A 25,549-nucleotide genomic window follows, 5' to 3' on the forward strand; every position below is an offset into this window, starting at 1 on the left:
AATCCATGCGTCTGCTCATCTGCTTAGGTCTCATTTACTCGATTTTTCTGCATCCGGTGCTGGGAGAAGAACGCCTGACCGAGGAAATCCTGGTTCAGGAACAAAAAACCATCGAATCCGCCAATCTTCCCGAGGAGCAACAGAAGCAAGCCATGGAATGGTTGGGCCAAGCGCGCCAGTGGCTGCACCAGGCACAAGCGGCGCAAAAGGCTCGCCAAGAATTGGAGAAAAAACTGCAAGAGGCGCCTAAACGCTTGGCCGAAATTCGTCAACGGCTGATACAACCGGAAGACCTGAGCCGGGATTGGCCTCCCCTCGATCTTTCCCGTCCCTTGGAATGGCTGGAAATTCAACTCGCCGAAGAAGAAAGCGCGCTTAGCAAAGACCAAACCGAACTAGAACAGAAAGAACGCGAATTAACCGAACTTCTGGCAGCAGCCACCGCCGGCAGACAACAAATCGCGGAACTGGAACGGCAATTGGCGGAAGTGGCAGCCGAGCTCAAGACGATCTCGGCATCGTCCGAAATGCCTTTGGACCAAGCCCGTCGCCTCTCCCTGCAAGCCCGCCGCATCTGGTTGCAGGCAGAGATTGAGCGATTGCGCCTCAGGCAATCCAACCTGGCGCTGCTCACCGAACTCACGCGCGCGGAACGAGACCTTTTGGCCCTTCAGGTGGCCGAGCGTCAGGAACGAACCGAACGTCTTCGTCAAGCGGTGCAATCCGCCCGCGAGCATCAAGCTTTGAGCGCGGCCAACGAGGCCGAACGCGCTTTTCAGACGGCGGCGCCGGAAGTACGCTCGATACTGGAACAAAATCTCAATCTGTGGGCGGAACTGAGAAAACTCATCGACGAAGGCAAAAACCTCAAGGAGCGATCGCAAAAAATCAAACGGCAACTCGACAACCTGCAAAGCGATTTCGATCGGACGCAACAAGCTATTTCTCTGGCAAAAGCCGATGCCACCATCGCTCGCTTGCTACGCAAGCGTCTCGAATCCTTGCCCTCCGTGACCAGCATTCACCGGGATGCGGAAATTCGCCAAGTCCGTCTGAAATCCGCCATCGCTCGCCGGCTCGAGATCGAAGAGTCCTTACAGCAACTCGGCGAAATCAACAAGATGATCAAAGCTCAGATCGAATCTTTGCCGGCCGATATCGATGAGAGCCGCCGCACGATTATCCGACTCCAACTCCGGGAAACTTTCCAGAACCGCCGCGAAGCATTGCAAGCCCTGCAACAGGAATACACCCGCTACCTCAGCACTTTGTCGGAATTGGATACCCTGGAGCAGCAACTCACCCGACTGACGAAATCTTATCGCGATTTCATCGAGCAAAAGCTGCTATGGATTCGCTACGGCGGTTTCCCCCACACAATGGGTGAACTCATCGACCCGCTCGTGGACAATCTCAACCCGGCTGCGCTCAACCAACTGAGAAGCCGATTGTTCCGTTTGATGGCTTCCGATCCTTTTCCTTTGGGACTGGTGATGATGGGGTTCGCGGGACTGCTCGTTATGCGCCGGAGGGTGAATCAGGATTTACTCGAGATGGCCCAAGCCACTCGAAGCATCCGCACCGACAGTTTCCTCAACACACTGCGCGCCTTGCTTGATACCCTCATTCTAGCCGCGCCAATTCCGCTACTGCTGTTCGGGCTGGGGTGGTGGCTCAGCCGCTCTGCGGTCGGCGACGATCAAATCGGCGCACTGTCTCACGCCTTATTGATGTCCGGCCGACCGGCGGTTGCTCTCAGCATCTTGCGCCAGATCTGCCGGCCAGAGGGACTTGCCCAGCGCCACCTGCGCTGGCTCAATGCCACCCGGGAACAACTCTGGTGTCACCTCCGATGGTTTCTCCCCGTGACGATTGCCTCTGCGTTCATTATCGACATCTCCGGAGGCCTTTCGCTCACCACTGCTTCTTTGGGACTCGGACGTTGGACCTTCGCGATGCTGATGCTGATCACCAGCGCTTTGGTACATCGTCTCTGGCGCAAAGAAGGGGCGATTATGTCCGAACTGACCGCATCCCGATCCAACTGGGTAGGAACTTACCACCTTTTATGGTTCCCGCTGGGAATCGGCATCCCCCTGGCGTTGGCCCTCAGTGCAGCCGGCGGTTATTACTATGCCGCCCTCTATTTGGTTAAGAACCTGGCCCGAACCTTGTGGTATTTCGTCGCCCTCATGCTGGTGAAGGATTTTCTTTTGCGCTCCCTTTATGTGGCCGAACGGCGCCTGCGCTTTCAGGAAATCCTGCGCCGGCGGGAGGATCTGCGCGCCCAACAAACACAACCCGACACCTCGGCGAGCGAATTACCGGCGGTGGAGGAACCGACGGTGGATTTCGGCCGCTTGAGCGAACAAGCCCGGCGTCTATTGCGGATCGGTTTTTTCTTCGCTTCGCTCATCGGCTTGGGGTTAATCTGGAAAGACGCGGTTCCGGCCCTGGCCTTCCTGGATCAAGTCACCCTCCCCATGACCACCACTAAGATCGTGGGCGGCGTCTCCAAAGAAGTCCCCTTGACCCTCGCCGACGTGGTCATGGGACTCTTAATCGGCCTGTTGACCGTCCTGGCGGCCAAAAACCTTCCGGGGCTTTTGGAATTCACCATCCTTCAACGCTTGCCCCTGGAAAAAGGCTCCCGCTACGCGTGGAGTTCCTTGTCTCAATATTTGATCGCCGCCATCGGAATTTATGTCATCTTCTCCTCCCTGGGGGTGCAATGGGCGGATATCCAATGGCTGATCGCAGCCCTCTCGGTCGGGGTGGGGTTCGGTCTTCAAGAAGTGGTGGCCAACTTCATCAGCGGCTTGCTGCTTTTGTTCGAGCGCCCGATTCGCGTCGGCGACGTGGTCACCGTCGGCGACGTCACCGGTACCGTCTCCCGGATTCGCATCCGCGCCACCACCATTCTCAACTGGGACCGAAAAGAATTAATTATCCCGAATAAAAGTTTCATCACCGGGGAATTCATCAACTGGACATTAACCGATAGCGTCAACCGCACGACCATACCCATCGGCATTGCCTACGGCAGCGATACCCAAAAAGCCATGCGCTTGATTTCAGAGGCGGCCGCCAATCATCCCGAAGTGCTCGACGATCCTCATCCGTTGATCACGTTCGAGAGCTTCGGCGACAATGCACTGCTTATCAATCTGCGTATTTATCTGGGATCGCTGGATAACCTCCTGGCCACCATCAGCGATCTTCACCAAACCATCTATACCCAACTCAACGCCGCCGGCATTGAAATCGCCTTCCCGCAGCGGGATGTGCATTTGGATACCGTCCGTCCCTTGGAAATCAAAATTCGGCGAGAAACAAAGGAGCAGCCTTCGCCTTAGGGGCCTCAGTGTTCCGCGACTCAGATCCTGTATCGATCCTAATAACGGTAAGTTTCAAAAACTTTCAATAGCAAATCCACTTCCGCCGACTCGGGCACTTCCCATGCTTGGATTTCGATGTCTTCCAAAACGCCCAATCCTTTTTCATCCGTATGCATCTGAGTGAGGACAGTTTGAAGCGATTGTCGAAAATCCGCATCCAAATAAGGAGCGATGCAAAAAAGATGGGCGGCCAACTCCGTTTGGGTTTGGTCCAAGACGCGTGTCTGGCGACGACTGAGGGAAGATAAGCCGGAATAGGTTTTGAGGGGCATCATGACCCAGTCCACCTGTTGGCGAATGAGATACTGGATCGCTTTGATATCATTGCCGCTTTCGTGAAACCGGAAAGCATTCGAATCCAGATCCCGCTCATCGCACAAAAATCGTCCCAATAGATAAGTGAAACTTTGCTTGCTTGCGATCGCCACTTTCGGAGAAGCGTAATCCTCCAACGAGCGGGAGTCGTTGGCGGGAGCCAAAATAACCACCTCTTCGGTTTCCCCTTCGGGTTTGCATAAAGGAATATACCCCTGGCCGTAAATCAAGCGGCACGCTTCAAACGGACGGGCGAAAACAAGATCGGTTTGCTCTTCCCGGTCATTGGCCGTTTGCTCGGCCAGGGTTTGCGCGAAAAATTGAATCGGCTTTTGCAGTCGGCGCTGAAGATAGGTATTGAATAGAAACCAGCCGTTGAGCTGTTGGCTGGTTTGCAGGCTGGCGAAGAGATTGAGACGATCCCGGGTTTGAGCAGGCGTCTTCGGATTTTCCTCCACGGCCGAATCGACTTGGATTTTCCGGGGTGTGGGCGTGGCGTCCCCTTCGCCATCCGGAAGGAAGCGACCCAGGCCGGTAATTTTGAACAAAATGGACGCCATGCGATTGAGATTGATCGCCTGAATCTGTTTGCCTTCGTCTTCCCAGGCTTTGAGGAGCTTTAGAAGCAGCGCCAAACCCATGGAGTTGATTCGACCGACCTCGGAAAAATCCAGAACGATTTCGGAAACGTCGGGTACTTGCCGAGTCAACGACTCCAACTCCGGTCGGCTGGAGGCATCGAGAACTCCGATAAAGCGGTAGAGGACAGCCCTATCTTGATTTTCCCTCGCGATTTGGATGGTTTGCTCGTTCATGTTGCAGCCTTTGTTCTGATTGTTCGGGTTGGATGGTGAGCGGATTCACCAACCGTGAGGAATCATGATTGCTCGAAATACTGGAAGCCGCAGTCCCCCGAAACGGGCGCTTGCGCTTCCATGTCCCATAAAGCCACGACTCGGGTCCAACGGAAGGGCATGACCCGCAGCTGAAGATAATGACTGAACTTCCACATCATGAACAGGCCCGCCCCGCCGACACCCGGCGTGACTCCCTGCTGGGACGCCAGACTCATGTGATGGAGGAAACGTTCGGCGTTGATCGTGCCCCAGCTGTCGGTCGTCATCAGGGCAAGCATGTTGTCTTTCTGAGCCACATCGATCAGGATTTTCTCTTCCTCCAGAGAACGGGGCGATCCTTTGTCGTAGAGAGGACGGTAGTGGCCGTCGCGGGGAGCGGCGTAAAACGCATTCTCCAGCATCTCATCGGCAACCATCACCAATTGCTGCGCTGCCTCCTCGGAGCACCCCCGTTCGCTGATTTGCGCCTGAATCTCTTCAAGAATGAACGCCTTATCTTCGGTATGGGTAAGCGGGTAGCTTTGCCGCCAATGGGAGGCCCCCAATAGACGGGAGATATCGTCGGCGACGCCTTCCGCGTGTTGGGTCAACAAAGAATCGAAAGCCACCTCCCGATAGAGAAAATGCTCCTCGGGCAATACCCGCTGGATACCGTCCCGTTCGATCTCCGGCATCACGTCGGAGAAAGGACCGTCGGCGTGGAGTATGAGCCAGCGCCGATCCAGTTCCGGTTGCGGGCGCTCGCCCCGGCGATAGCGGGAGAGCGGCAACAATCGCACATGATCGGAGGCGGGCGCCGTGGGGGCCGTGATCCGTTCGAGGTGATCCACGACGATCACGGTGATGTCATCTTCAAATCGGCGACGGTGGGTATGCTGGCTCAGAGCCTCGAAGACCCGGTCGCACTCCGCCTTCGGTTCGGTAGCTCCGGCTTGTTGGCGGAGTAATGATTCCAGACGTTCATAGCCGAAAATATCCCCGAGAGGCGATTCCTCCTCCACCAAACCGTCGGTGATCAAAACGATACGGCCACCCAGGTCCCAATTCGATTCCGCCTCCGCATCGCGGTAGTCCATATCGGCCTGTTGACCGAGAGGCGGGGCATAGGAGGCCAATTGCATCCATTCCCCGTCGCGGTTGCGGTAATATGGCGGGATATGACCGGCACTGGCATACCATAAGCGACCCTCCCGGGCATCCAGGGTGAGACAGGTCATGGTCATAAACAAGGACTGATGGGCGACTTCAGAGACGATTTCATTGATGGCGGCCAAAATCTCCGCCGGCCGGAATACGCCTCGGGTGCTCAATTGGTGCACCGCCGCTTTCACCGCACTCACCAGGGTTCCCGGCCCTACGCCGTGACCGGTCACGTCCCCCAGCAATACCACGCTGTAGCGTCCGTCCACGCTGTAGTAATCGTAATAGTCCCCGCCGACCTCGCTCGAGGTCTGAATCATCGCATGCCCTTCCAATCCCGGCAGGGCGAAGGCGGGCGTGGGCAGCATGGCTTTTTGCAGGCTGGCCGCCAGCCTGATCTCCTCGCTCTGCAGGCGATGCAGCTGCTCCAGCTCCTCCAAACTCAAACGCAGTTTCTGTTCCGCGTGTTGGCGCTCGCTGATGTTGATGCCGGTCATCAGCAAAAGCGGTTGGTTGTCTTCCCCGATCAGAATGCTGCTGTGCCAGATCACCGCCAGCGACTCGCCGCTGCGAATTAAAAAGGGGGTTTCCACCACGCTTTCCAAAATCTCGCCGGTCAGCAGTTTTTGTAATTCATTTTGAAAAAAGGATCGTTTTTCCTCCGGAATGAAATGCTCGAAGAAATTTTGTCCCACCACTTCTTCTTCCATCCAACCACTTTCGGACTGGGCGCATTCATTGATCAACTGAATTTTCCCGGAGCGGTCGGTGATGGCAATCAGCGCCTGAGCGGTATTCAGCACGGCGGTGGTAAAGTCGCGTTGCTTTTGCAGCTGATCGATACTTTCCTTCAAACGGCCTACCAGCGGCTTGACCACCATCTGACCGACCGCCAGCAAGCCCAGAATCGCGACGACATACAAGGTACTGAAGGACGAAATGGAACGGTCCAATGTGTAGGCGCCCTCCGCCTGAATCATATTGGCGGCGCGCTCCAGATCGGGAATCAGCTTTTCCGATTCGGCCAAGACCGATTTGAGAAGCGGTTCGTCAGGAGTGAAGTGCGAACGTCTGACGAGACTGCGGCCGTCGGCGATGAATTCCTGCATTCTTTTATTCAGCGCCGTTTTTCCAAAATACAACTGTCTGAGTTCCGGCGACAACTTCCCGGGTGCGGTCACATACCACAAGTCCTTGACGGGCAAGACCCGTTTTCCCGAAACGAGGACGCTGTGCCCGTCGTCGAGCTGGGTCAGCGTATCGAGAAGATGGCTGCGCAGATCCCGCCTGGTATCCGGATCGTCGCTATAAACAGCCGTCAGAATCTGCGCCCGGATGCTTTCCGCCTGACGGACCACGTCTTCGGCCAATTTAACCCGGCCGATATTGCCGCGTTGATTTTCCAGGCCGGTACCGATGAGCAGAAAGACCACGGTCCACATGATGGCCGCAAGATATAGCCCGCTGGCATAGTGTGAAAAAATAAGTTGTCGGTAACGTTCCCACAACCGTTTGAATTGCGCATTGAACATAATCGGCCTCTCAACAGTTATCCTTCCGGGAAATATTTATTCATCGGCACGTGTGGACGTCGGTAAACCGCTCCACCGCGCCTTGGTAATACTTTTGTAAAAAAATAGTTAATTTCGAAAAGATAGGGGAGGAAAACGGTCGGAAATGTGACCGACTGCGAAAAATCTCAGCTGACACGACTAACGTTTAGAAGCGCGGGAAGCACTGCACGTCATGGGCGGAATCGATTCCGCAAACCATCGACGGTTCAGCGAATGAGGGGACCGATTGGGGGGGGGGGGAACAGTACCGAGCTATGTGGCTCCCATGGAGAAACTACCGATTATCCCGATCAAACCGAAGGCGATCAGATAGAACGCCACGATGTAATTCAACAATCTAGGCCAAATTAAAATGGCAATCCCGGCGATCAGCGAAATCACCGAGGGCCCCAGCATGTAAAAATGGGAACCCATCATCGTTTTCTCCTCCGTCCATCATTACGGATTTTCCGTTCAGGGGCATTTCTCAATCCACCCGGATTCTAACAGAAAAACACTTTCTTCCGCTTGTGCAAAGCCGACGCCTTTGTCACTATAAAATCACCAGCCGAGCATTCGAGGCAAACCATGCATCTCCTGGTTCTCAACTGCGGCAGCTCCTCGATCAAGTTCACGATCTTTCGTGCTTCTTCTTCGTTGTCGTGCCTGCTCCACGGTCAATTGGAAGCCATTGGAACCGAACGCGCTCGGTTGATTTTGGAGGGCCCTGGCGGACAACAACACAGTGAAAAATGCCCATCCTGCGATTATCGTCAGGGATTGGAACGCATTGCGGATGCATTTCGAGAGCATGATTTGCCACCGCCCGCCGGCATCGGTCATCGGGTGGTCCACGGCGGCGAACGATTCCAGGCGTCGGTGGTGATCGACCCGCCCGTCATGGCCGCCATCGAAGCCAACATCCCCCTCGCTCCCCTTCATAATCCGGCAAACCTGGAGGGCATTCGCCTGGCCCGGTCGTTTTGGCCCACTGCGCTGCAAATGGCGGTATTCGACACCGCCTTCCACCAATCCATGCCGCCGCAGGCCTTTCGCTATGCCGTCCCCCGCGCGTGGTACGAGGATTTCGGCATTCGTCGCTACGGCTTTCACGGCATTTCCCATGCCTACGTGGCAAAGCGCGCCGCCGAATATCTGGACGAACCGCTGGAAAACCTCAACCTGATCACCCTGCACCTGGGCAACGGCGCCAGCGCCGCGGCCATCGCCAAGGGGCGCGGCGTGGATACGTCCATGGGCTTGACTCCCTTGGAAGGCTTGATCATGGGGACCCGCTCCGGCGATCTTGATGCCGGCGTGCTGCTGCATCTTCTCAATCACCGCCAAATGTCTGCCGAGGAACTGGACCGGGTGCTCAATCACGCCAGCGGACTGGTCGGCCTGTGCGGTCTCAGCGACATGCGCCGGATCCACACCGCCGTCGCCGCCGGGGATGAAGACGCCCGGCTGGCGCTGGATATGTTCTGTTACCGGGTGAAGAAATACCTGGGTGCCTATTTGGCCGTGCTGGGGCAAGTGGATGCCATCGTCTTCACCGGCGGGATCGGCGAACACGACCCCGAGGTGCGTTCCCGCAGCTTAGCCGACTTGAACGGCTTCGGAATCCGACTCGACGAGAAAAAAAATCGCCGCTTGTTGACGGATGTCATGGAGATTCAATCCGACCGTGCCACCATGAAAATTTTGGCGGTTGCCACCGACGAGGCCCGGGAGATCGCCCGCAACATGCTCGACTTGCTGCCACGCCCCTTGGAGGAATAAACCATGGCCGACACTTCGACCACTCCGCTGAAATCCGACGAACTGAACCGCATCATCGCCTACTGGCGCGCGGCCAACTATTTATCCGTGGGGCAGATATATCTGCTCGACAACCCCCTGCTCAAAGAGCCGCTCAAACCGGAACATGTCAAAACCCGCCTACTGGGGCACTGGGGCACTTGTCCGGGCCTGAATTTGATTTACGTTCATATGAATCGAGCGATCCGCCAGCACGATCTCAACGCCATTTTCATCACCGGCCCCGGACATGGCGCCCCTGCCCTTCTGGCCAACGTTTACTTGGAAGGTTCCTACAGCGAGCTTTACCCGGCGGTTACCCGGGACGCCGAGGGCATGCAAAAATTCTTCCGGCAATTTTCCTTCCCCGGCGGCGTTCCCAGCCACTGCGCGCCCGAGGTTCCCGGCTCGATCCACGAGGGCGGTGAATTGGGGTATTCTTTGTCCCATGCTTTCGGCGCCGCGTTCGACAATCCCGAGCTTTTGGTCTGCTGCGTGGTAGGCGACGGGGAGGCGGAAACCGGGCCCCTGGCCACCGCCTGGCACGGCAACAAGTTCCTCAATCCGATCACCGACGGCGCGGTGCTGCCGATTTTGCACCTGAACAGCTACAAGATCGCCAATCCCACGATATTGGCCCGGATTCCCCGGGCGGAACTGGCCCAACTCCTGGAAGGCTACGGTTGGCAACCCTTCTTCGTGGAAGGAGACGATCCGGCCAAGGTCCACCAAGCCTTCGCCGCCACCCTGGACCGGGTTCTCGACAACCTCTTCGCCATTCAACGCCACGCCCGGACGGGCGGCCATCTCGAACGCCCCCTGTGGCCGATGATTGTCCTCCGCACGCCCAAAGGCTGGACCGGTCCCAAGGAGGTGGACGGCAAACCCGTGGAAGGCACCTGGCGTTCCCATCAAGTGCCGCTGGGGGATCTCCCCCACCACCCCGAGCGCATCGCTCAATTGGAAGCCTGGCTGAAGAACTACCGGCCGGAGGAATTGTTCGACGAGCAAGGCACGCTGCGCGAGGATCTACGCGACCTGGCCCCCCGGGGAACGCGGCGCATGGGCGCCAATCCTCACGCCAACGGCGGGCTCCTGATCAAAGATCTGCGCCTGCCCGAATTCGGGCCGTACGCCGTCGAGGTGGCTCAACCCGGGGCGATCCAAGCCGAAGCCACCCGGGTGATGGGACGCTATCTACGCGATGTCATCAATCTCAACGCCGACCTTCGAAACTTCCGATTAATGGGCCCCGATGAAATCGCTTCCAATCGTCTCGATGCGGTCTTCGAGGCTACCGACCGGGTATGGCTGGCCGAAACCGCGCTTGTGGACGAGCATCTGGCGCCGGACGGCCGGGTGATGGAAATTTTGAGCGAACACACCTGCCAAGGCTGGCTGGAAGGCTATCTGCTCACCGGACGTCACGGTTTGTTCGCTTCCTACGAGGCCTTCATTCACATCGTCGACTCCATGTTCAATCAACATGCCAAATGGCTCGACGAGGCGCACGAGGTCCCCTGGCGGCAACCCATTTCCTCGCTCAATTATCTCCTCACCTCCCACGTTTGGCGTCAGGATCACAACGGTTTCACCCACCAGGATCCGGGGTTCATCGATTTGGTGGTGAACAAGAAATCCGATACCGTTCGGGTCTATTTCCCCCCCGACGCCAATACCCTGCTCTATATCACCGATCTGTGTCTGCGTAGCCGCAACCACATTAACGTGATCGTGGCCGGCAAGCAGATGCAACCTCAATGGCTGGATATGGACGCGGCGATCAAGCACTGCATCGCCGGAGTCGGGATTTGGGAATGGGCCAGCAGCGATCAGGAAGGGGAACCGGACGTGGTAATGGCTTGCACCGGCGACGTCCCCACTCTGGAAACCTTGGCGGCGGTGGACTTCATGCGCCAACACCTGCCGGACCTGAAGGTCCGGGTGATCAACGTGGTGGACCTGATGACCCTGCAACCCCCCGAGGAACACCCCAACGGCCTGTCGCATCAGGATTTCGATACCTTGTTCACTACCGACAAGCCGATCGTCTTCGCCTATCACGGCTATCCCTGGCTGATCCACCGGCTCAGCTATCGCCGCACCAACCACAAAAATCTGCATGTGCGCGGCTACAAAGAGGAAGGCACCACCACGACGCCGTTCGACATGACGGTACTCAACGACATCGACCGTTTCCACCTGGCCATGGACGTGATCGATCGGGTCCCCAAACTGGGTCCCCAGGCCGCTCACGTCAAGCAGCTACTGCGCGACAAGCTGATCGAGCACCGCCGCTACATCAACTTTCACGGACAAGACATGCCCGAAATTCGTAATTGGCAGTGGCCCGGTTGACACCGACCGTGGCAATATCAGTAGCGGATGAATTTCAAATGGTCAAAATATAGGGAGGCACCCCCATGGCTTCGAACCCCATGAAAGCCAAAATGGCCCAAATGCACGAGGCGTACCAATATCTGCAAAAGCGCTATCCCACCGAAACCCGGGCCTTTTCCCATTTTTTCAAGGAGACCGAATCGGGACCGGCGTTGAGCATGCGGGAAAAGGAACTGATCAACGTCGCCTTGGCGGTGGCGGGTCAATGCGATTGGTGCATCGGTTCCCATGTGAGAAGCGCCGTTCATGCGGGCGCGAGCCGGGACGAGATCGTCGAGGCCGGATTCATGGCGGTGATCATGCACGGGGGACCGGCGCTGATGTACTTGACCTCACTGGTCCAGGCGCTGGACTTGTATCTTCCGGAAAACGAAGACCCTTCCTGAAAGACGCACCTATGGATCTCGTGACTTTAGACTCTCTGATCGAACGGGCCTCCGATTTTCCTCCCCTGCCCATGGCGGTGGTGGATGCGGGAGAAGCTTATGTCCTGGAAGGAGCGCGGGAAGCGACCGATGCGGGATTGCTCCAGCCCGTCTTGCTGGGCCGGAAACCCCGGATCGAGAAAATCGCCGCCGAAATCGGTTTTTCGCTGGCGGAAGTGACCCTCATCGACGCCGGCGGCGAGAAAGAATCCGCGTCCAAAGGCGTGGAATTGGTCGCGGAGGGACAGGTTCACGGCTTGATGAAAGGCTGGATCCACACCGACGTGCTGATGCACCCCGTCCTCAAGCACCTTCGCACCGAGCGCCGCGTCAGCCATGTGTTTTTGGCCGAGCTACCGGCCTATCCCAAGCTGTTGTACGTGACCGACGCCGCGATCAATATCGCCCCCGATTTGAAGCAAAAGGCGGCAATCGTTCAAAACGCCGTGGATCTGGCCCGCTTGTTGGGCGTCCCGCTTCCCAAAGTGGCGGCCTTGTCGGCCTTGGAGATCGTTAAGCCGGAGATCGCCTCCACCATCGACGCCGCGTGTCTGAGCAAGATGGCCCAGCGCCGTCAAATCCATCACGCCGTCGTTGACGGCCCGCTGGCTTTCGACAACGCCATTTCCAAGGATGCGGCCCGGATCAAGCAAATCGACAGCGACGTGGCCGGTGAGGTGGACATCCTGCTGGCGCCGGACCTCAACGCCGGCAACATCCTGGCCAAGGATCTGGCCTACCTGGCCCAGGCCACCCTCGCCGGTATCGTGGTGGGCGCCAAGGTGCCCATCGTGCTGCCGTCCCGCTCCGATCCGCCCAAAGGGCGGCTGGCTTCGTGCGCCATCGCCGTATTGATGCATCACCTGTGGGAGCAATTCCGCCGTGAAAACGAAACGCAAGGAGAACCCGGATGAACATGATCAAGCCCATCGAACGTTTACTCCTATGGTTTCCCATCTGCCTCCTCTCCGCCTGCGCCACCCCCCCGACCGAACTGCAAGCGCCCGACGTGGAACCGTTAACGCTCTCCCAAGTCAATCAAAACCCGGAAGTTTACCGGGGACGCCGGGTACGGTGGGGCGGCACCATTCTCGCGGTGGAAAACGAGGCGGATGCCACCTGGGTGCAGGTCCTGGGCAAACCTCTGGACAGCTCCTGGCGCCCCAAAGAAGACGCCCGTCCCCTGGGACGTTTTCTGGTCAGCACCGAAGCCTTCCTGGACCCGGCCATCTACACGCAAGGCCGAGAACTCACCGTGCTCGGCACTTTGGACGGCGTCGCGGAACGCACCGTCGGCAAACGTGAAATTCAACTACCGGTGGTTCGGATCGAATCATGGCGGCTCTGGCCGAAAAGAGTCGAAATCCAAACGCCCTATTATTATCCTTATTGGTGGTATTCTCCGCCGTATTACCGTTATTGGCCGGGTTATTATTGGTAACCTAAAATTCATGCTCCAAAATTTCCCGGGCGCGGCGGCATAGTTCCCGCCCGTAGTCCACCCAAACGCCCTGCCCCCAGTAGCGGAAGCAGCTGGTCTCGCACACCATCAGGTGATACAAGGCCCGCCGGTAACGGTCCTCGGTGGTGGGAACGCCGGCCTCGATGACCTTTTCGTAAAACAGCGCGCTGATCTCGTCCATCGGCTGGAGCAGTTCGTCGTATCCCTTGACCCAGGAAATGTCGTTGGTCCAACTGCCGCCTTCCATGTGGAATTCATGGTCCTGCTGGCGCAATTTTTCGATCGCCTTTTCCAGCTTTTCATGCCCGTCGCCGGGTTGGACATGTTCCCATAACCGTGTTTGATGAACCGGCTGCAGCGCCGGCAGATCCTTTTCCTCAATCCCGAGGGAGAAGAGATACTCCAAATATTCGCTCACATTGACCACGGGAGTGCGGCTTCCGCTGCATTTGCGGACCACGTCCATGTATTTGGGCGGAAATTCGTTCATCATCACCCCGCCGTTCTCACCGTCGGCGATCTGGGTCACCAGCGGCGGCACCTTTTTCCCGGCCAATTCCAGACGGCCAAGCCCTTGGGCCTCGTAGTAGGGCTGCATCTGGGCCACCAGCTTGGTATCGCTGCCCTGGGTCTTGATAACGGCGATGATTTCCGCCGTCTCGCCGTGGCTGTTGCGGCAGACCAACCGGTGGGGCAGATGCTTCTCCTGGGGTCCCCAACCGTTGTCCGGCTGCTCCACCGAGTGTTCCTGAACCAATACCCATTGAAAGCCGCAATCCTTCAGGGTTTTGACGAATTCATACGCCACATCCGGGTGATTGGGCAGCGCCATTTCGGGGGGAGAGAAACCGCGTACTCGAGCCACCGCGTCGAACCCGAATATAGCGGCGAAGTGATGCTGCCACGCCTGGACATGGAGGCGAAAATCCTGTACTGCCGTGGAAGGGGCCACGGCATGTCCCCAGGCGGTGCCGAGCCATTCGGCGGCATGCACATGGGCCGGATCGGCGGCCAAGGGGCCGAGCGCATCGAACACGTCGTGGAGGCCCATTTTGCAAAGACCGTAAAGGAGCGTGCCGGAATAATCCAGCGCCGCCCGCGGTTGCTTGCCTTCGCCGATGAGCTGCGGAATGAACTCCCCCATTCGTTTGTAGCACCAATGAAACACCGGCGCGTTGTGATTGTCGCCGATATCCTGGTGCGCCATCATGTGCTGTAGGTTACTGATGATCTCGGCGTTGTGCAGATCGTCTCCCCCGGCGGGGATCAGCGGCTGGTGCATGTGCAGGGCAATCGCACAGGCGCTGTCGATCCGGTCGAAATCGACCCCGCTTTTCTCCAGATAAATCCGTTCACCGGCATGTTTTTTCACCGCTGCCTGGACACGGTCCTCGCTCCCGCAGACATTGGGCAAACCGTCGACGATTTCGGGCAATTGCTCGGTCATAGAAGACCTCCTTATTGATAGCAGATATAGGTGAAGAGGATGAGGTGATGGCGAATCGGGTATTTAAGGAATCTCATTCATCTCCCAAGGATTCGCGGGCGGTTTCCAGCTCCGCCTCCGCCTTTTTTAGCAGTTGCTCGGCGCGCTCCATCCAGGCCTCTCCCCAATAAAAATGGCAACTGGTCTCGGCCTGGAGCAAATGGGACAAGGCCTGCGACAGCGGATACTGAATCTCCGCCTCCCCCCTGCCCAGCTCTCCGGCACGCCAACGCAGATCATGAATCTGTTTGCTCAAGTCTTCGATCGCCGCCAAGCCATCTTTTTGACGCGTCGAGCCGGTCCATTGGGTAAATCCGTGTCCCGAATGATCGCCGGTATTCCACGCACCCGAATGGACTTTCACCTCGCCGTGCGCTCCGTAACGATCCAAATACTCCCCGATGAAAATCGGCCGCGGCGCTTCCGCGTCGAATCGGGCCCGCATGAGCATGGGCAAGTAGAAGGCATCCCAGAAATTCGATCCTTGGGTGACATTGCGGAACCAGCCGCCGTTCTCGCCGTCGGTACACGTGGTCACCAGCGGCGGAAAATCGCACCAGCGGGTGCGCTCGGCCACTTCCTGGCAGAACCATTCCGGTTCCATCCCCGACTCCTGCGCATTGGACAGATCCCGGTCGCGCACCACCACGACGATTTCCGCCCCTTCGTAACGGGCGATATGGGGTCGGTAACGCAGCTGCGGCCAATCCATCGGGGTCACCGATTCCACGTGTTCGCTGTCCACCAGGACGTAGCGGTAGCCCAGTTCCGCCAAGAGAGGAATCAGTTCCATGGAGAAGCCCATCTCCGGCGGCCAGAAGCCCGGAAACCGCTCACGCCAAAACAGATGCCGGCCGATATGAAGCCAACGCCAGAGCTGCTCCTTGCGGTCCGCTTCGGGAATCAGCGGCAAAACCGGATGATAATAGGCGGTGCCCAGTATTTCGAACAGGGAGGTATTTTGAAAATGCCAAAGCAGCGACCCCACATCCACCGTTCCGTACACCCGGTTCTGAAAAACCGGATCGGAAAGGCTCTCCAGCAAGGTGCCCGAGAGGGAAAGATGCACCCGCGCCACATCCTCGAATCCCCAAAGTTTTCTCGGAATGCGGTCCATGGCGAAAAGAATTTCCTTGGCCTCCCAGCGGTTGTGCTCCCATAAATCGGGCAAATTGCCCAGCGGCTGATGCAGGTTCAAAACCAAGGCGTGGTGGATGGGCATCATGGGGATGTCGATCCTCGATCAATTGTAGGTCTCTGCCGACAATCATACTCCAATTTGCTCCGCACGGCCTATCCTCAAAGGACTTGATGCGCTTAAAATTTGTCGTGGGAAGCAAAGCGCTTCGCCAGGTGCCAACATTAAGATTCTATCAACGTTGATTGGAGACCCATGACAGAGGCTCACACCCACACCCCCGCCCTGCACGTAGACAACTTGGAGTGCATTCGAAGCGACCGTTTATTGTTCAGCGGTCTCAGCTTTCATTTAACCGGTGGGGAATTGCTCCACCTGGAAGGCGCCAACGGCTGCGGCAAAACCAGCCTGCTCAGGATTCTTTGTGGTCTCAGCCCGCCGGCAGCCGGGGAAATTCTTTGGTTCGGCAAGCCGACCCGGAAGCAACGGGATCGATTCCATCAAGAGTTGGTGTATCTGGGCCATCACACCGGCGTCAAGGGAGAGTTGACGCCGCTGGAAAACCTCACATTGGCGAGCCGACTCTACCGCATCCGACCGGATATCGACTTGGAAGACGCTTTGACTCAAGTCGGTCTGGGCAAGCACATGGACGCCCCCAGCAGAACCTTGTCCGCCGGCCAGCGCCAGCGCATCGCTCTGGCCCGCCTCCTGCTGCAGAAAGCCACTTTGTGGATTTTGGACGAACCGTTCACTTCCCTCGATGTCCACGGGGTGGATTGGGTGCAAACCCTGTTGGACGCGCATTTGCAGCAAGGTGGAATGGTGGTTTTGACCTCCCACCAACCCGTCCGAACCCGGTGCCCGGTGCGGAAATTACGCCTCGGCGGCAAATCGTGATCAAGGAGTTTCTGAGCTTATTCGTTCCGCTCTTGATCATCATGGACCCGGCGGGTAATCTGCCGCTTTTCTTGGCCATGACCGCCGATCTCGACCGGACCCGGCAGGTGCGCGTCGCCGCAGTCGCCTGCTTCACCGCCGCCCTGATCCTGTTTTTCTTCGGCCTCACCGGGGATGCGGCACTGCGTTTGTTCGGCATCACCGTACCCGCCTTTCAGCTCGCCGGCGGGTTTATTTTTTTCATCTATGCCCTGCAAATGTTCAACCTGATTCCGCCCCCCAACCTCAAAAGCTCGGCCGCCGAGGAAGCCGAAAGCCTGCGCAAAAACAACATCGCGCTCGTGCCCTTGGCCATCCCCCTGCTGGCGGGTCCCGGCGCCATCACTGCCGTTTTGGTCTGGCAGCAGGACCCCACCCGGCAGATCTCCCCCTGGCTGTTGGGCAGCGTGATCGCCGCCGCATGCGCCTGCGTTTTCTTGGCTTTCTACGCCGCACGCTGGATCCGCCGGGTTTTGGGGGTCGGCGGCATCGGCGTCGTCACCCGCCTGAGCGGACTGTTGCTCGCGGTCATCGCGATGCAATTCGTGATCGACGGCTTGTGCCGGGTCCTTCGTTAGATCCTGTTAATATCAACCGTAGCTTAACCGCGAGCCGGTGAGAACGCTTCGGGACCGTTCGCAGCGAGGATGCTGCGACGAGCGTACAAGGAAGTAGTTACAGCGTGTTCACCGGCTCGCAGGCGCCGCATGTGGATTATACGCCTCTATACCAAAAGTGGTGCGATCACCAAGCTGACGATCGCCATCACATTGATGAGAATATTCATGGACGGCCCCGAGGTATCCTTGAACGGATCGCCCACGGTATCTCCCACCACGGTGGCTTTGTGGACTTCCGATCCCTTGCCGCCCAGACTGCCCTTCTCCACGTATTTCTTGGCGTTGTCCCATGCCCCGCCGGCGTTGGCCATCATCAGCGCCATCAACACACATCCCAGCAGCGCCCCGCCGAGCATGCCGCCCAAGGCTTGAGGACCGAGCCAGAAACCGACGATCACCGGCGCCGCCACCGCGATCACCCCGGGCAGAACCATCTTCTTGAGCGCCGCTTGAGTGGCGATATCCACGCAGCGGGCCGTATCCGGTTCCACCTCGCCTTCCAGCAAGCCGGTAATCTCGCGGAACTGACGGCGGATTTCCTGGATCATCTCGAAAGCCGCATCCCCCACCGCGGTCATGGTGATCGAAGCGATCAACAATGGAATGGTGCCGCCGATGAACACTCCGCCGAGGACGTCGGCGTCGCTCAAGTCGAGACTGAAATCGGGCAATTCCGCCGCCACGGTTTCCCCGTAAGCGGTGATGATGGCAAGCGCCGCCAAGGCCGCCGCGCCGATGGCGAACCCCTTGCCGATGGCGGCGGTGGTGTTGCCCAGCTCATCCAGGGAATCGGTGATCCGACGGGTTTCCGCGCCGAGCCCACCCATCTCGGCGATCCCGCCGGCGTTATCGGCCACCGGTCCATAGGCGTCGATGGCCATGGTAATTCCTACCGTGGACAACATACCGACCGCGGCGATACCGACGCCGTACAAGCCGACTAGCCAGTCAGCCAAGAAAATAATCGCGCTAATGCTCAAAATCGGCACCACCACCGATTGCATGCCGGTCGCCAGGCCGGAAATGATCACCGTGGCCGGACCGGTTTCCCCGGATTGGGCGATGAGCGCCACCGGCCGCCCGCCGGTGTAATACTCGGTCACCAGACCGATGACGATTCCCCCCACAGAACCCGCCAATACGGCGAGCCAAGCCTTGAGGCTGACCCCGGCGATCAAAATCACCAAGAAAGCCAGGACGATGAAAATGGCCGCCGCGCCGATGGTGCCGATCCGAAGCGCCACTTCCGCCGACCGGTCGGCCGAACGCCTCACCAGCCAAATGCCGGTGATGGAAGACAGCAGTCCCACCGAAGACAGCGCCAACGGCAGGAACATCAGCGCCGCGCGAGACCCCACCGGCGCCAGGGTCTCGGCGGCGATGGTGGAAGCCATGGCGATGGTGGCGATCATGGCGCCGCAATAGGACTCGAAAATATCCGACCCCATCCCGGCCACGTCGCCCACGTTGTCGCCCACGTTGTCGGCGATCACGCCGGGATTGCGCGGATCGTCCTCGGGAATCCCCGCTTCCACTTTGCCCACCAGATCCGCCCCCACGTCGGCGCTCTTGGTGTAGATGCCGCCGCCGACCCGGGAGAACAGGGCCACCACCGACGCCCCCATGCCGAAACCGTGCAGGGCGTGGGCGGTTTCCGGATCGTCGCCGAAGAAAAGATACATCAACCCCAAGCCCAAAAGCCCCAGGGAAGCCACCGCCAACCCCATGATAGAGCCGCCGAAAAAGGCCACTTCCAGCGCCTTGGCGGCATCGCCGGTGCTGGCCGCCACGGTGGTGCGTACATTGGCGCGGGTGGCGGTATTCATGCCGATATAGCCGGCAGTGGCCGAGGCCGTCGCCCCCACCAAAAAGCAAAGGGCCGTCTGCCAGCCCAGGAAATAGATCAACAGACCGAACAGCACCGCGACGAAGCCCCCCAAAATCTGGTATTCGCGGCGGATGAATACCATCGCCCCCAGATGGATCTGCTCGGCGATGTGGGCGATCTTGCCTTCTCCCGCCGGCGTCTCCTTGACGATCTGATAGATCCGCCAAGCGGCATAAAGCCCGAACACCCCCAACAGCGGCGGCAACAGATAAAGCAGATACTGCATGAGCCATCCTCCTCAGAATATTTGTTATTTGCTTGATTGGCTTGCGTACTCCTTGGTACCGGCTTTGCCAGGCCCTGTCAACGATTTTTCTTTGGCAAGAGTCATACTCGGCCCCCACTAGGAAATCTGAAATTCCAGCCCTACTTGATCTTCGTAATGTAAGCAATATATTCGCCGAACTTGTACGAATAATCTGTCAGAATTTCTTGCAAGGATAGAGAAAAAATTACTTCCAAGTATTTAATTCATTTCATATCAGCCACTTAAAAAATTGGTATCTATTTTGCTTAAAGCATTTTGTAGGTAGATTCGCACCTACTTTTCACCAATAACACAACTAGAGGTAGTTGTTATGAAAACACGTTGGGCATCTCAACACTACGCCGAATATCACATCTAATGCTGCTGCAACGGGTTTGGCGTTCAACTTCGGCACCCCCGCCGCGACCGACTGGCGCGATGCCACCGCCCCGGGCTGCTTGTGCGAGGGATGGGGGGTATCTGTGAACGGCGCTACCTCGGGGTACGCAACGATAGATAACGTCTCTCCCGGGATATCCAATCTGACCGTCGATGGCTTCGGATCGACCGCGTCGACCGCCACTTCTTCGGTGCATCTGACCAGCCTGCCGGGTCTTGCCGTTACTCACGAATACGCACCGGCGACCAACTCACCGGATGCCCTGTTCCGCAGCCTGGTCACAATCACTAACTCCACCGGTGCCGACGTGACCGACCTCAAGTACGTGCGGGGGAGGACGAATGGGGTCACCGTGCCAATACCTCGATTTGTTTTTTGAATCGATCGCCACCCAATGCCCAACCTTTGTGCGTACAATCGCGAATTTCCGCCAGATCGTTGTCGGAGAGCGCGGTTTGAAATAATTGCCGGTAAGCGTTCTGTCTGTCCACTTCATTGCGACCCAATCGCAGATATTCCTCGTGCGCCGTCAACCAGTCGGCATTCGATCCCGACTCGCCCTCTGCATGACAGCGGTAGCTCGACCAAGGATAATCCCCAGGGTGCGCAACCATCCCCGCCCTGACCGGGTTGAGTTCAATGTAACGCATCAGTGTCAGCAGATACCGATCACTATCCACTACCGTTGCCCGATAGCGCCCTTCCCAAAGCGTACCGCTGCGCCGGTAAGTTGCATTGAAGTATTGCACATACCGTCGGCCCACTGACTGGAAAACTTTACTGATGCTATGGTCGAATTCGGGGGTCGCCAGCAGATGGATATGATTCGTCATCCAGACATAGGCATGGATCGCCAGACCATGCTTGGTTGCCGCTTCCACCAAGGCATCGCGAAAAAACTGATAATCTTCGTCACCGGCAAAGATCACCTGCCGATTGTTACCACGCTGGATGATGTGCTGCGGCTGGCCGGGAATAACGTAGCGGGGAAGACGGGCCATTGGGCACTCTCTCAAGGAATTTAAAAACAGCATAGCACAGAATATCGTGTCTGACCCTATTTTTTGTAGACTTTTCTCAAGATCCAAACGCACCATTGCAAATACAGATATTTCGCCGATTTGTTTGGTATCATCCCATCGATTTAAGAGCACATTTCGGTCAACGCTGCCCTGCATTTTTTCATGAATCATTCACCCGCCGCTTTCACCACATTCACCGAAACTTTTTGGGATCAGGCCATCCTCCCCGCCCTCACCGAATACATCGCAATCCCCAATGTCTCGGTGGATTTCGATCCCGATTGGGAAGTCCACGGCCATATGGAGCGGGCCCGGCAACTGGCCCTCGACTGGCTGGAAGCGCACGCCGAACCCGACTGGCGAATCCACGATCTGAAACAGCCGGGAAAAACGCCGCTGCTGCTGGTGGAAATCCCCGGCCGGGGCGAAGGAAACGTGTTGCTGTACGGCCACCTGGACAAGCAGCCGGAGATGGAGGGCTGGCGGGAAGGTTTGGGTCCCTGGCAGCCGGTGATCGAAGGCGACAAGCTCTACGGGCGCGGCGGCGCCGACGACGGCTACGCCTTGTTCGCCTCGGTGGCAGCGCTCAAGGTCCTCAGACAGCGAAACATCCCCCACGCCCGGGTGGTGATGCTGATCGAATTCTCCGAAGAGAGCGGCTCGCCCGATCTTCCCGCCTATCTGGACAGCTGCGCCGATCTGATCGGCACGCCGGATCTGGTGATCGCCCTCGATTCGGGCACCGGCGATTACGACCGGCTCTGGTCCACGACTTCGCTGCGCGGGATGCAGACTCTGACCGTGACCGTCCGCACGCTCGAAGAGGCGACTCATTCGGGGATCGCCTCGGGCATCGTGCCCGAATCGATGACCGTCATGCGCCAACTCTTGGACCGGCTGGAAGATCCCGCCACCGGCAGGTTCAAGCTCGACGCCCTGCACGCGGAGATTCCCGACATTCGCATGGAACAGGCCCGGTCGGCGGCCGACATCCTCGGCAAAGCGCAATTGGCGGGGCTGAATCCCTTGCCCGGTTTGAAGCCCTTGAACGACGACCCCTTGGAGCTGATCCTCAACAACACCTGGCGCCCGACCCTGTGCGTGGTGGGCCAGGACGGTCTCCCGCCGGTGCGCCAGGCCGGCAATGTGATGCGGGCCTATACCACCTTGAAGCTCTCCCTGCGTCTGCCGCCGACGGTTCCCTGCCAGGCCGCCCGGACGGCCGTGGAAAAAGCCCTGCTGGCCGATCCACCCTACGGAGCTCAAATCTCGGTCCACTTCGACCAGGGCGGCGACGGCTGGGAGGCGCCCGCCCCGGCCGACTGGCTGCTCAAGGCCAGCGACGAAGCCTCCCACGCTCTGTACGGCAACCCGGCCGCCTATCTGGGGCTGGGGGCCAGCATTCCCTTCATGAATCTGTTGGGACGGAATTTCCCCGAGGCCCAGTTTCTGATCACCGGCGTCCTCGGACCGGGCAGCAACGCCCACGGTCCCAACGAGTTTCTGCATATTCCCTACGCCAAGAAACTCACCGCCTGCGTCGCCCATATCCTCGCCCGCCACTTCGAACATGCGTGACCTGAACCCCCAGCAGAAGGCGGCGGTCAAGGCGATCGAAACGCCGGTCCTGGTGATCGCCGGCGCCGGCAGCGGCAAGACCCGGGTCATCACCCAAAAGATCGCCCACCTGATCGATCAGGGCCTGGGGGCTCGAAATATCGGCGCCCTCACTTTCACCAACAAGGCGGCAAGGGAGATGAAAGTCCGGCTGGGAAATCTGGTGGCTAGCAAACAGCTCAAGGGACTGACCGCTTCTACCTTCCATTCCCTGGGGCTGGATATTCTCCGCCGCGAATACAAGGCGCTGGGATACAAGGCCGGCATTTCCATTCTCGACCCCCACGACCGCCTCACCTTGCTCAAGGAAATCCTGAGCCACGGCGATTACGCCGTTAACCCCGACGATCTCCCCGGCTATGCCTGGCAAATCGGCACCTGGAAAAATGCCTCCCTCACCGCCGCCGACGCCGAGCAACAAGCCGACGCCGAACAACGTCCCGCGGCCCAGCTCTATCGGGAGTACGAACGCTGCCTCAAAGCCTACAACGCGGTGGATTTCGACGACCTGATCCTGCAGCCGGTGCTTCTGTTCCAGCGGGACGAGGAAATTTTGGAAAAGTGGCGCAACCGCTTGCGTTATCTCTTGGTCGACGAGTACCAGGACACCAACCACAGCCAATACCGATTGCTGCGCCAGCTCACCGGCAACCTGGGCGGCTTCACCGTGGTGGGAGACGACGATCAGTCCATCTACGCCTGGCGCGGGGCCCAGCCGGAAAACCTGGCCCAATTGAAAAAAGACTATCCGCGTCTTCAAGTCATCAAACTGGAACAGAATTACCGTTCCACCGGACGTATTCTGAAGGCCGCCAACCAGTTGATCGCCAACAATTCTCACGTGTTTAAAAAGAAGCTCTGGAGTCAACTGGGCTTCGGCGACCCGATTCGGGTCCTGAGCTGCGCCGACGACTTCGCCGAGGCGCACCAAATCGCCGCCGACCTGCTCCACCACAAATTCCGCAGCGGCGGCCGCTGGCACCACTACGCCATCCTCTACCGCAGCAACCATCAAGCCAGGCTGTTCGAACGGGCCCTCCGGGAGCAGCGCGTACCCTACTTCCTCACCGGCGGTCAGTCGTTCTTCAATTACGCCGAGGTCAAGGACTTGATCGCCTATCTCAGGCTGCTGGTCAATCCCGACGACGACGTGGCCTTCCTGCGGGTGATCAACACCCCCAAGCGGGAAATCGGCCCGGCCACCCTGGAGATTTTGGGGACCTATGCCCAACGCCGCCACATCAGTCTGTTTTCCGCCTGTTTCGAATTGGGTCTGGAACAGGAATTGCCCCAGCGGGGCGTCCAACGCCTGCGCCATTTCTGCGAGTGGCTGGTGGACGTGGCCGATCGCGCCAAACGCGGCGACACCCTGGGCGTGATCCGGGAACTGGTCGACACCCTGGATTACCGGGAATGGCTCAAGGATAACGCCGCCACCCCCCGCCAGGCCGAACGCAAGTGGGAAAACGTGGAAGAACTGATGGAATGGCTGGGCCGCCTGCTAGAAGAGGCCGAAGGCGGCGAGGACCCCTTGGGGAGCGCCGTCTCCAAGCTCATGCTCCTGGATGTCCTCGACCGCACCAAGGAGGATGAAACCGGCGACCGGGTCGCTCTGATGACCCTGCATGCGGCCAAGGGATTGGAGTTTCCCCACGTGTATCTGGTGGGGATGGAGGAAGGCATCCTGCCCCATCAAAACAGCATCGACCAGGACACCATCGAAGAGGAGAGGCGCCTGGCCTATGTGGGCATCACCCGGGCCCAGAAAAGTTTGACCATGAGCTACTGCCGCCAGCGCAAGCGCTACGGTGAAACCATCTCGTGCGAGCCCAGCCGATTCCTGGGCGAACTGCCCGAGGACGATCTGGAGTGGCCCGACAAGGCGGGGCTCGACCCGGAGGAAAAGAAGGCCCGTGGCAAGGCCGCCCTCAGCCAGATGAAAGCCCTGCTCCAGGAGACGGGATGATCGAGGACGCCGTCCTCACCACCTCTCGAGGCCGCCGGATCGCTTTCGCCCGCTACGGCGATCCCGACGGCCGGCCGATAGGCTATTGCCACGGCTTGCCTTCCTCCCGGCTGGAAGCCGCCCTGGTCGCTTCCACGGCAAAACGCATGAAGCTTCATCTGTTCGCGGCCGACCGGCCGGGGTACGGACGATCCGATCCCCTCCCTCCGACCCGGATCGCCGACTGGCCGAAGGACCTGGCGCGGGTGGCCGATCATTTGGGAATCGATCGGTTCGCCGTTCTGGGCGTTTCCGGCGGCGGTCCCTATGCCTTGGCGTGCGGCCAATATTTAGGATCGAGAATCGACCGGATAGGATTGGTTTGCCCCCTGGGTCCGGTGGCCCAAACCTCGCTGCGGCAAAGCATGAGTCCGGCCGCCCGCTGGGCCTTTTTCCTCGCCTCGAAAGCGCCCTGGGCCTTGCCGATTTTCTTCGGCAAACCCACCGCTTACCTCATCCACCGCTACCCCGATCTCGCCTTCTCCTTGTTGATGCGAAGCCTACCAGACAAGGATCGAGAGGTCTTGGCATCCCCTGAAATCCGCGAAGTCTTTCGCGCCACTATCCGCGAAGGCTTGTGCCATGGGTCCGCAGGTACCTTGCGGGATTTTCTCCACTACATCCGTCCGTGGGGGGTTGAATTAGCCTCTGTCGATCTACGTGTCACCTTCTGGCACGGCGACGTCGATACGGTGGTCCCTCTCGCCCACAGCCGTCACTTGGCCGAACGACTGCCCCGCGCCAAACTCCATATTCTGCCCGGCGAAGGGCATTACTCCCTGCCCGTCAATTATGCCGAAACCATACTGGGAGATTTCCCGCGCTAATATTCCAATG

General features: G+C 58.5%; 19 protein-coding genes. 12 read left to right on the top strand and 7 right to left on the bottom strand.

Annotation, left to right across the window (positions count from 1 at the left end; translation table 11 throughout):
• Positions 1-5: 5 nt before the first annotated feature.
• On the top strand, positions 6-3,356 hold the full coding sequence (locus tag H035_RS19405) for a mechanosensitive ion channel domain-containing protein (RefSeq protein WP_022949093.1): 3,351 nt from the start codon (positions 6-8) through the stop codon (positions 3,354-3,356).
• 38 nt (positions 3,357-3,394) lie between these two features.
• Here the strand turns inward: H035_RS19405 and H035_RS0111340 are convergent, their stop codons facing one another.
• From H035_RS0111340 to H035_RS21380, 3 genes are all read right to left on the bottom strand, one after another.
• A complete protein-coding gene (locus H035_RS0111340; protein ID WP_022949094.1) occupies positions 3,395-4,528 on the bottom strand; it encodes a PhnD/SsuA/transferrin family substrate-binding protein in 1,134 nt (377 codons plus the stop codon).
• A gap of 62 nt (positions 4,529-4,590) precedes the next feature.
• Positions 4,591-7,242, bottom strand: a complete 2,652-nt coding sequence (locus H035_RS0111345; RefSeq protein ID WP_022949095.1) for a SpoIIE family protein phosphatase — start codon at positions 7,240-7,242, stop codon at positions 4,591-4,593.
• A gap of 294 nt (positions 7,243-7,536) precedes the next feature.
• A complete protein-coding gene (locus tag H035_RS21380; RefSeq protein ID WP_022949096.1) occupies positions 7,537-7,701 on the bottom strand; it encodes a DUF3096 domain-containing protein in 165 nt (54 codons plus the stop codon).
• A 150-nt stretch (positions 7,702-7,851) separates the two neighbouring features.
• On the opposite strand from H035_RS21380, the gene H035_RS0111355 reads away from it, so the two are divergent.
• The 5 genes from H035_RS0111355 to H035_RS19415 all read left to right on the top strand — a co-directional run bounded on the left by H035_RS0111355 (position 7,852) and on the right by H035_RS19415 (position 13,329).
• A complete protein-coding gene (locus H035_RS0111355; protein ID WP_022949097.1) occupies positions 7,852-9,045 on the top strand; it encodes an acetate/propionate family kinase in 1,194 nt (397 codons plus the stop codon).
• Between the two features lie 3 nt (positions 9,046-9,048).
• Complete coding sequence (locus tag H035_RS0111360; RefSeq protein ID WP_022949098.1) at positions 9,049-11,421, top strand: phosphoketolase family protein; 2,373 nt, start codon at positions 9,049-9,051, stop codon at positions 11,419-11,421.
• Positions 11,422-11,486: 65 nt separating this feature from the next.
• On the top strand, positions 11,487-11,849 hold the full coding sequence (locus H035_RS0111365) for a carboxymuconolactone decarboxylase family protein (protein ID WP_022949099.1): 363 nt from the start codon (positions 11,487-11,489) through the stop codon (positions 11,847-11,849).
• 11 nt (positions 11,850-11,860) lie between these two features.
• On the top strand, positions 11,861-12,802 hold the full coding sequence (locus tag H035_RS19410) for a bifunctional enoyl-CoA hydratase/phosphate acetyltransferase (protein ID WP_022949100.1): 942 nt from the start codon (positions 11,861-11,863) through the stop codon (positions 12,800-12,802).
• Positions 12,799-13,329, top strand: a complete 531-nt coding sequence (locus H035_RS19415) for a Slp family lipoprotein (RefSeq protein ID WP_022949101.1) — start codon at positions 12,799-12,801, stop codon at positions 13,327-13,329. The genes H035_RS19410 and H035_RS19415 overlap by 4 nt, the downstream gene beginning before the upstream one ends.
• Position 13,330: 1 nt before the next feature.
• Here the strand turns inward: H035_RS19415 and H035_RS0111380 are convergent, their stop codons facing one another.
• On the bottom strand, positions 13,331-14,797 hold the full coding sequence (locus H035_RS0111380) for a hypothetical protein (RefSeq protein WP_022949102.1): 1,467 nt from the start codon (positions 14,795-14,797) through the stop codon (positions 13,331-13,333).
• A gap of 73 nt (positions 14,798-14,870) precedes the next feature.
• Positions 14,871-16,061 carry a polysaccharide deacetylase family protein gene (locus tag H035_RS19420; protein ID WP_022949103.1) on the bottom strand — a complete coding sequence of 397 codons (1,191 nt, stop codon included), beginning with the start codon at positions 16,059-16,061 and terminating at the stop codon, positions 14,871-14,873.
• Positions 16,062-16,229: 168 nt separating this feature from the next.
• Between H035_RS19420 and ccmA the strand changes: the two genes are divergently transcribed.
• On the top strand, positions 16,230-16,874 hold the full coding sequence (ccmA, locus tag H035_RS0111390) for a cytochrome c biogenesis heme-transporting ATPase CcmA (RefSeq protein WP_022949104.1): 645 nt from the start codon (positions 16,230-16,232) through the stop codon (positions 16,872-16,874).
• Positions 16,871-17,491 (top strand): MarC family protein, encoded by a 621-nt coding sequence (locus H035_RS0111395; RefSeq protein WP_022949105.1) that lies wholly within the window; start codon positions 16,871-16,873, stop codon positions 17,489-17,491. Before ccmA ends, H035_RS0111395 begins: the two co-directional genes overlap by 4 nt.
• A 146-nt stretch (positions 17,492-17,637) precedes the next feature.
• Here the strand turns inward: H035_RS0111395 and H035_RS0111400 are convergent, their stop codons facing one another.
• On the bottom strand, positions 17,638-19,647 hold the full coding sequence (locus tag H035_RS0111400; RefSeq protein ID WP_022949106.1) for a sodium-translocating pyrophosphatase: 2,010 nt from the start codon (positions 19,645-19,647) through the stop codon (positions 17,638-17,640).
• A gap of 503 nt (positions 19,648-20,150) precedes the next feature.
• Here H035_RS0111400 and H035_RS21820 point away from each other — a divergent pair.
• On the top strand, positions 20,151-20,447 hold the full coding sequence (locus H035_RS21820) for a hypothetical protein (RefSeq protein WP_152486021.1): 297 nt from the start codon (positions 20,151-20,153) through the stop codon (positions 20,445-20,447).
• On the opposite strand, the gene H035_RS19425 is transcribed toward H035_RS21820, so the two are convergent.
• Complete coding sequence (locus tag H035_RS19425; RefSeq protein ID WP_084684896.1) at positions 20,416-21,261, bottom strand: transposase; 846 nt, start codon at positions 21,259-21,261, stop codon at positions 20,416-20,418. The two genes, H035_RS21820 and H035_RS19425, sit on opposite strands and share 32 nt — an antisense overlap.
• Here H035_RS19425 and H035_RS0111410 point away from each other — a divergent pair.
• Genes H035_RS0111410 through H035_RS0111420 form a run of 3 tightly spaced genes read left to right on the top strand, consistent with a single transcriptional unit; the run spans position 21,253 to position 25,539 of the window.
• Positions 21,253-22,668: a M20/M25/M40 family metallo-hydrolase gene (locus H035_RS0111410; protein ID WP_022949108.1), complete on the top strand. Its 1,416-nt coding sequence runs from the start codon at positions 21,253-21,255 to the stop codon at positions 22,666-22,668. The two genes, H035_RS19425 and H035_RS0111410, sit on opposite strands and share 9 nt — an antisense overlap.
• Positions 22,661-24,673: a UvrD-helicase domain-containing protein gene (locus H035_RS0111415; RefSeq protein ID WP_022949109.1), complete on the top strand. Its 2,013-nt coding sequence runs from the start codon at positions 22,661-22,663 to the stop codon at positions 24,671-24,673. The genes H035_RS0111410 and H035_RS0111415 overlap by 8 nt, the downstream gene beginning before the upstream one ends.
• On the top strand, positions 24,670-25,539 hold the full coding sequence (locus tag H035_RS0111420; protein WP_022949110.1) for an alpha/beta fold hydrolase: 870 nt from the start codon (positions 24,670-24,672) through the stop codon (positions 25,537-25,539). Before H035_RS0111415 ends, H035_RS0111420 begins: the two co-directional genes overlap by 4 nt.
• Positions 25,540-25,549: the final 10 nt, after the last annotated feature.

It is taken from the genome of Methylohalobius crimeensis 10Ki (genome assembly GCF_000421465.1).
Lineage (GTDB): Bacteria > Pseudomonadota > Gammaproteobacteria > Methylococcales > Methylothermaceae > Methylohalobius > Methylohalobius crimeensis.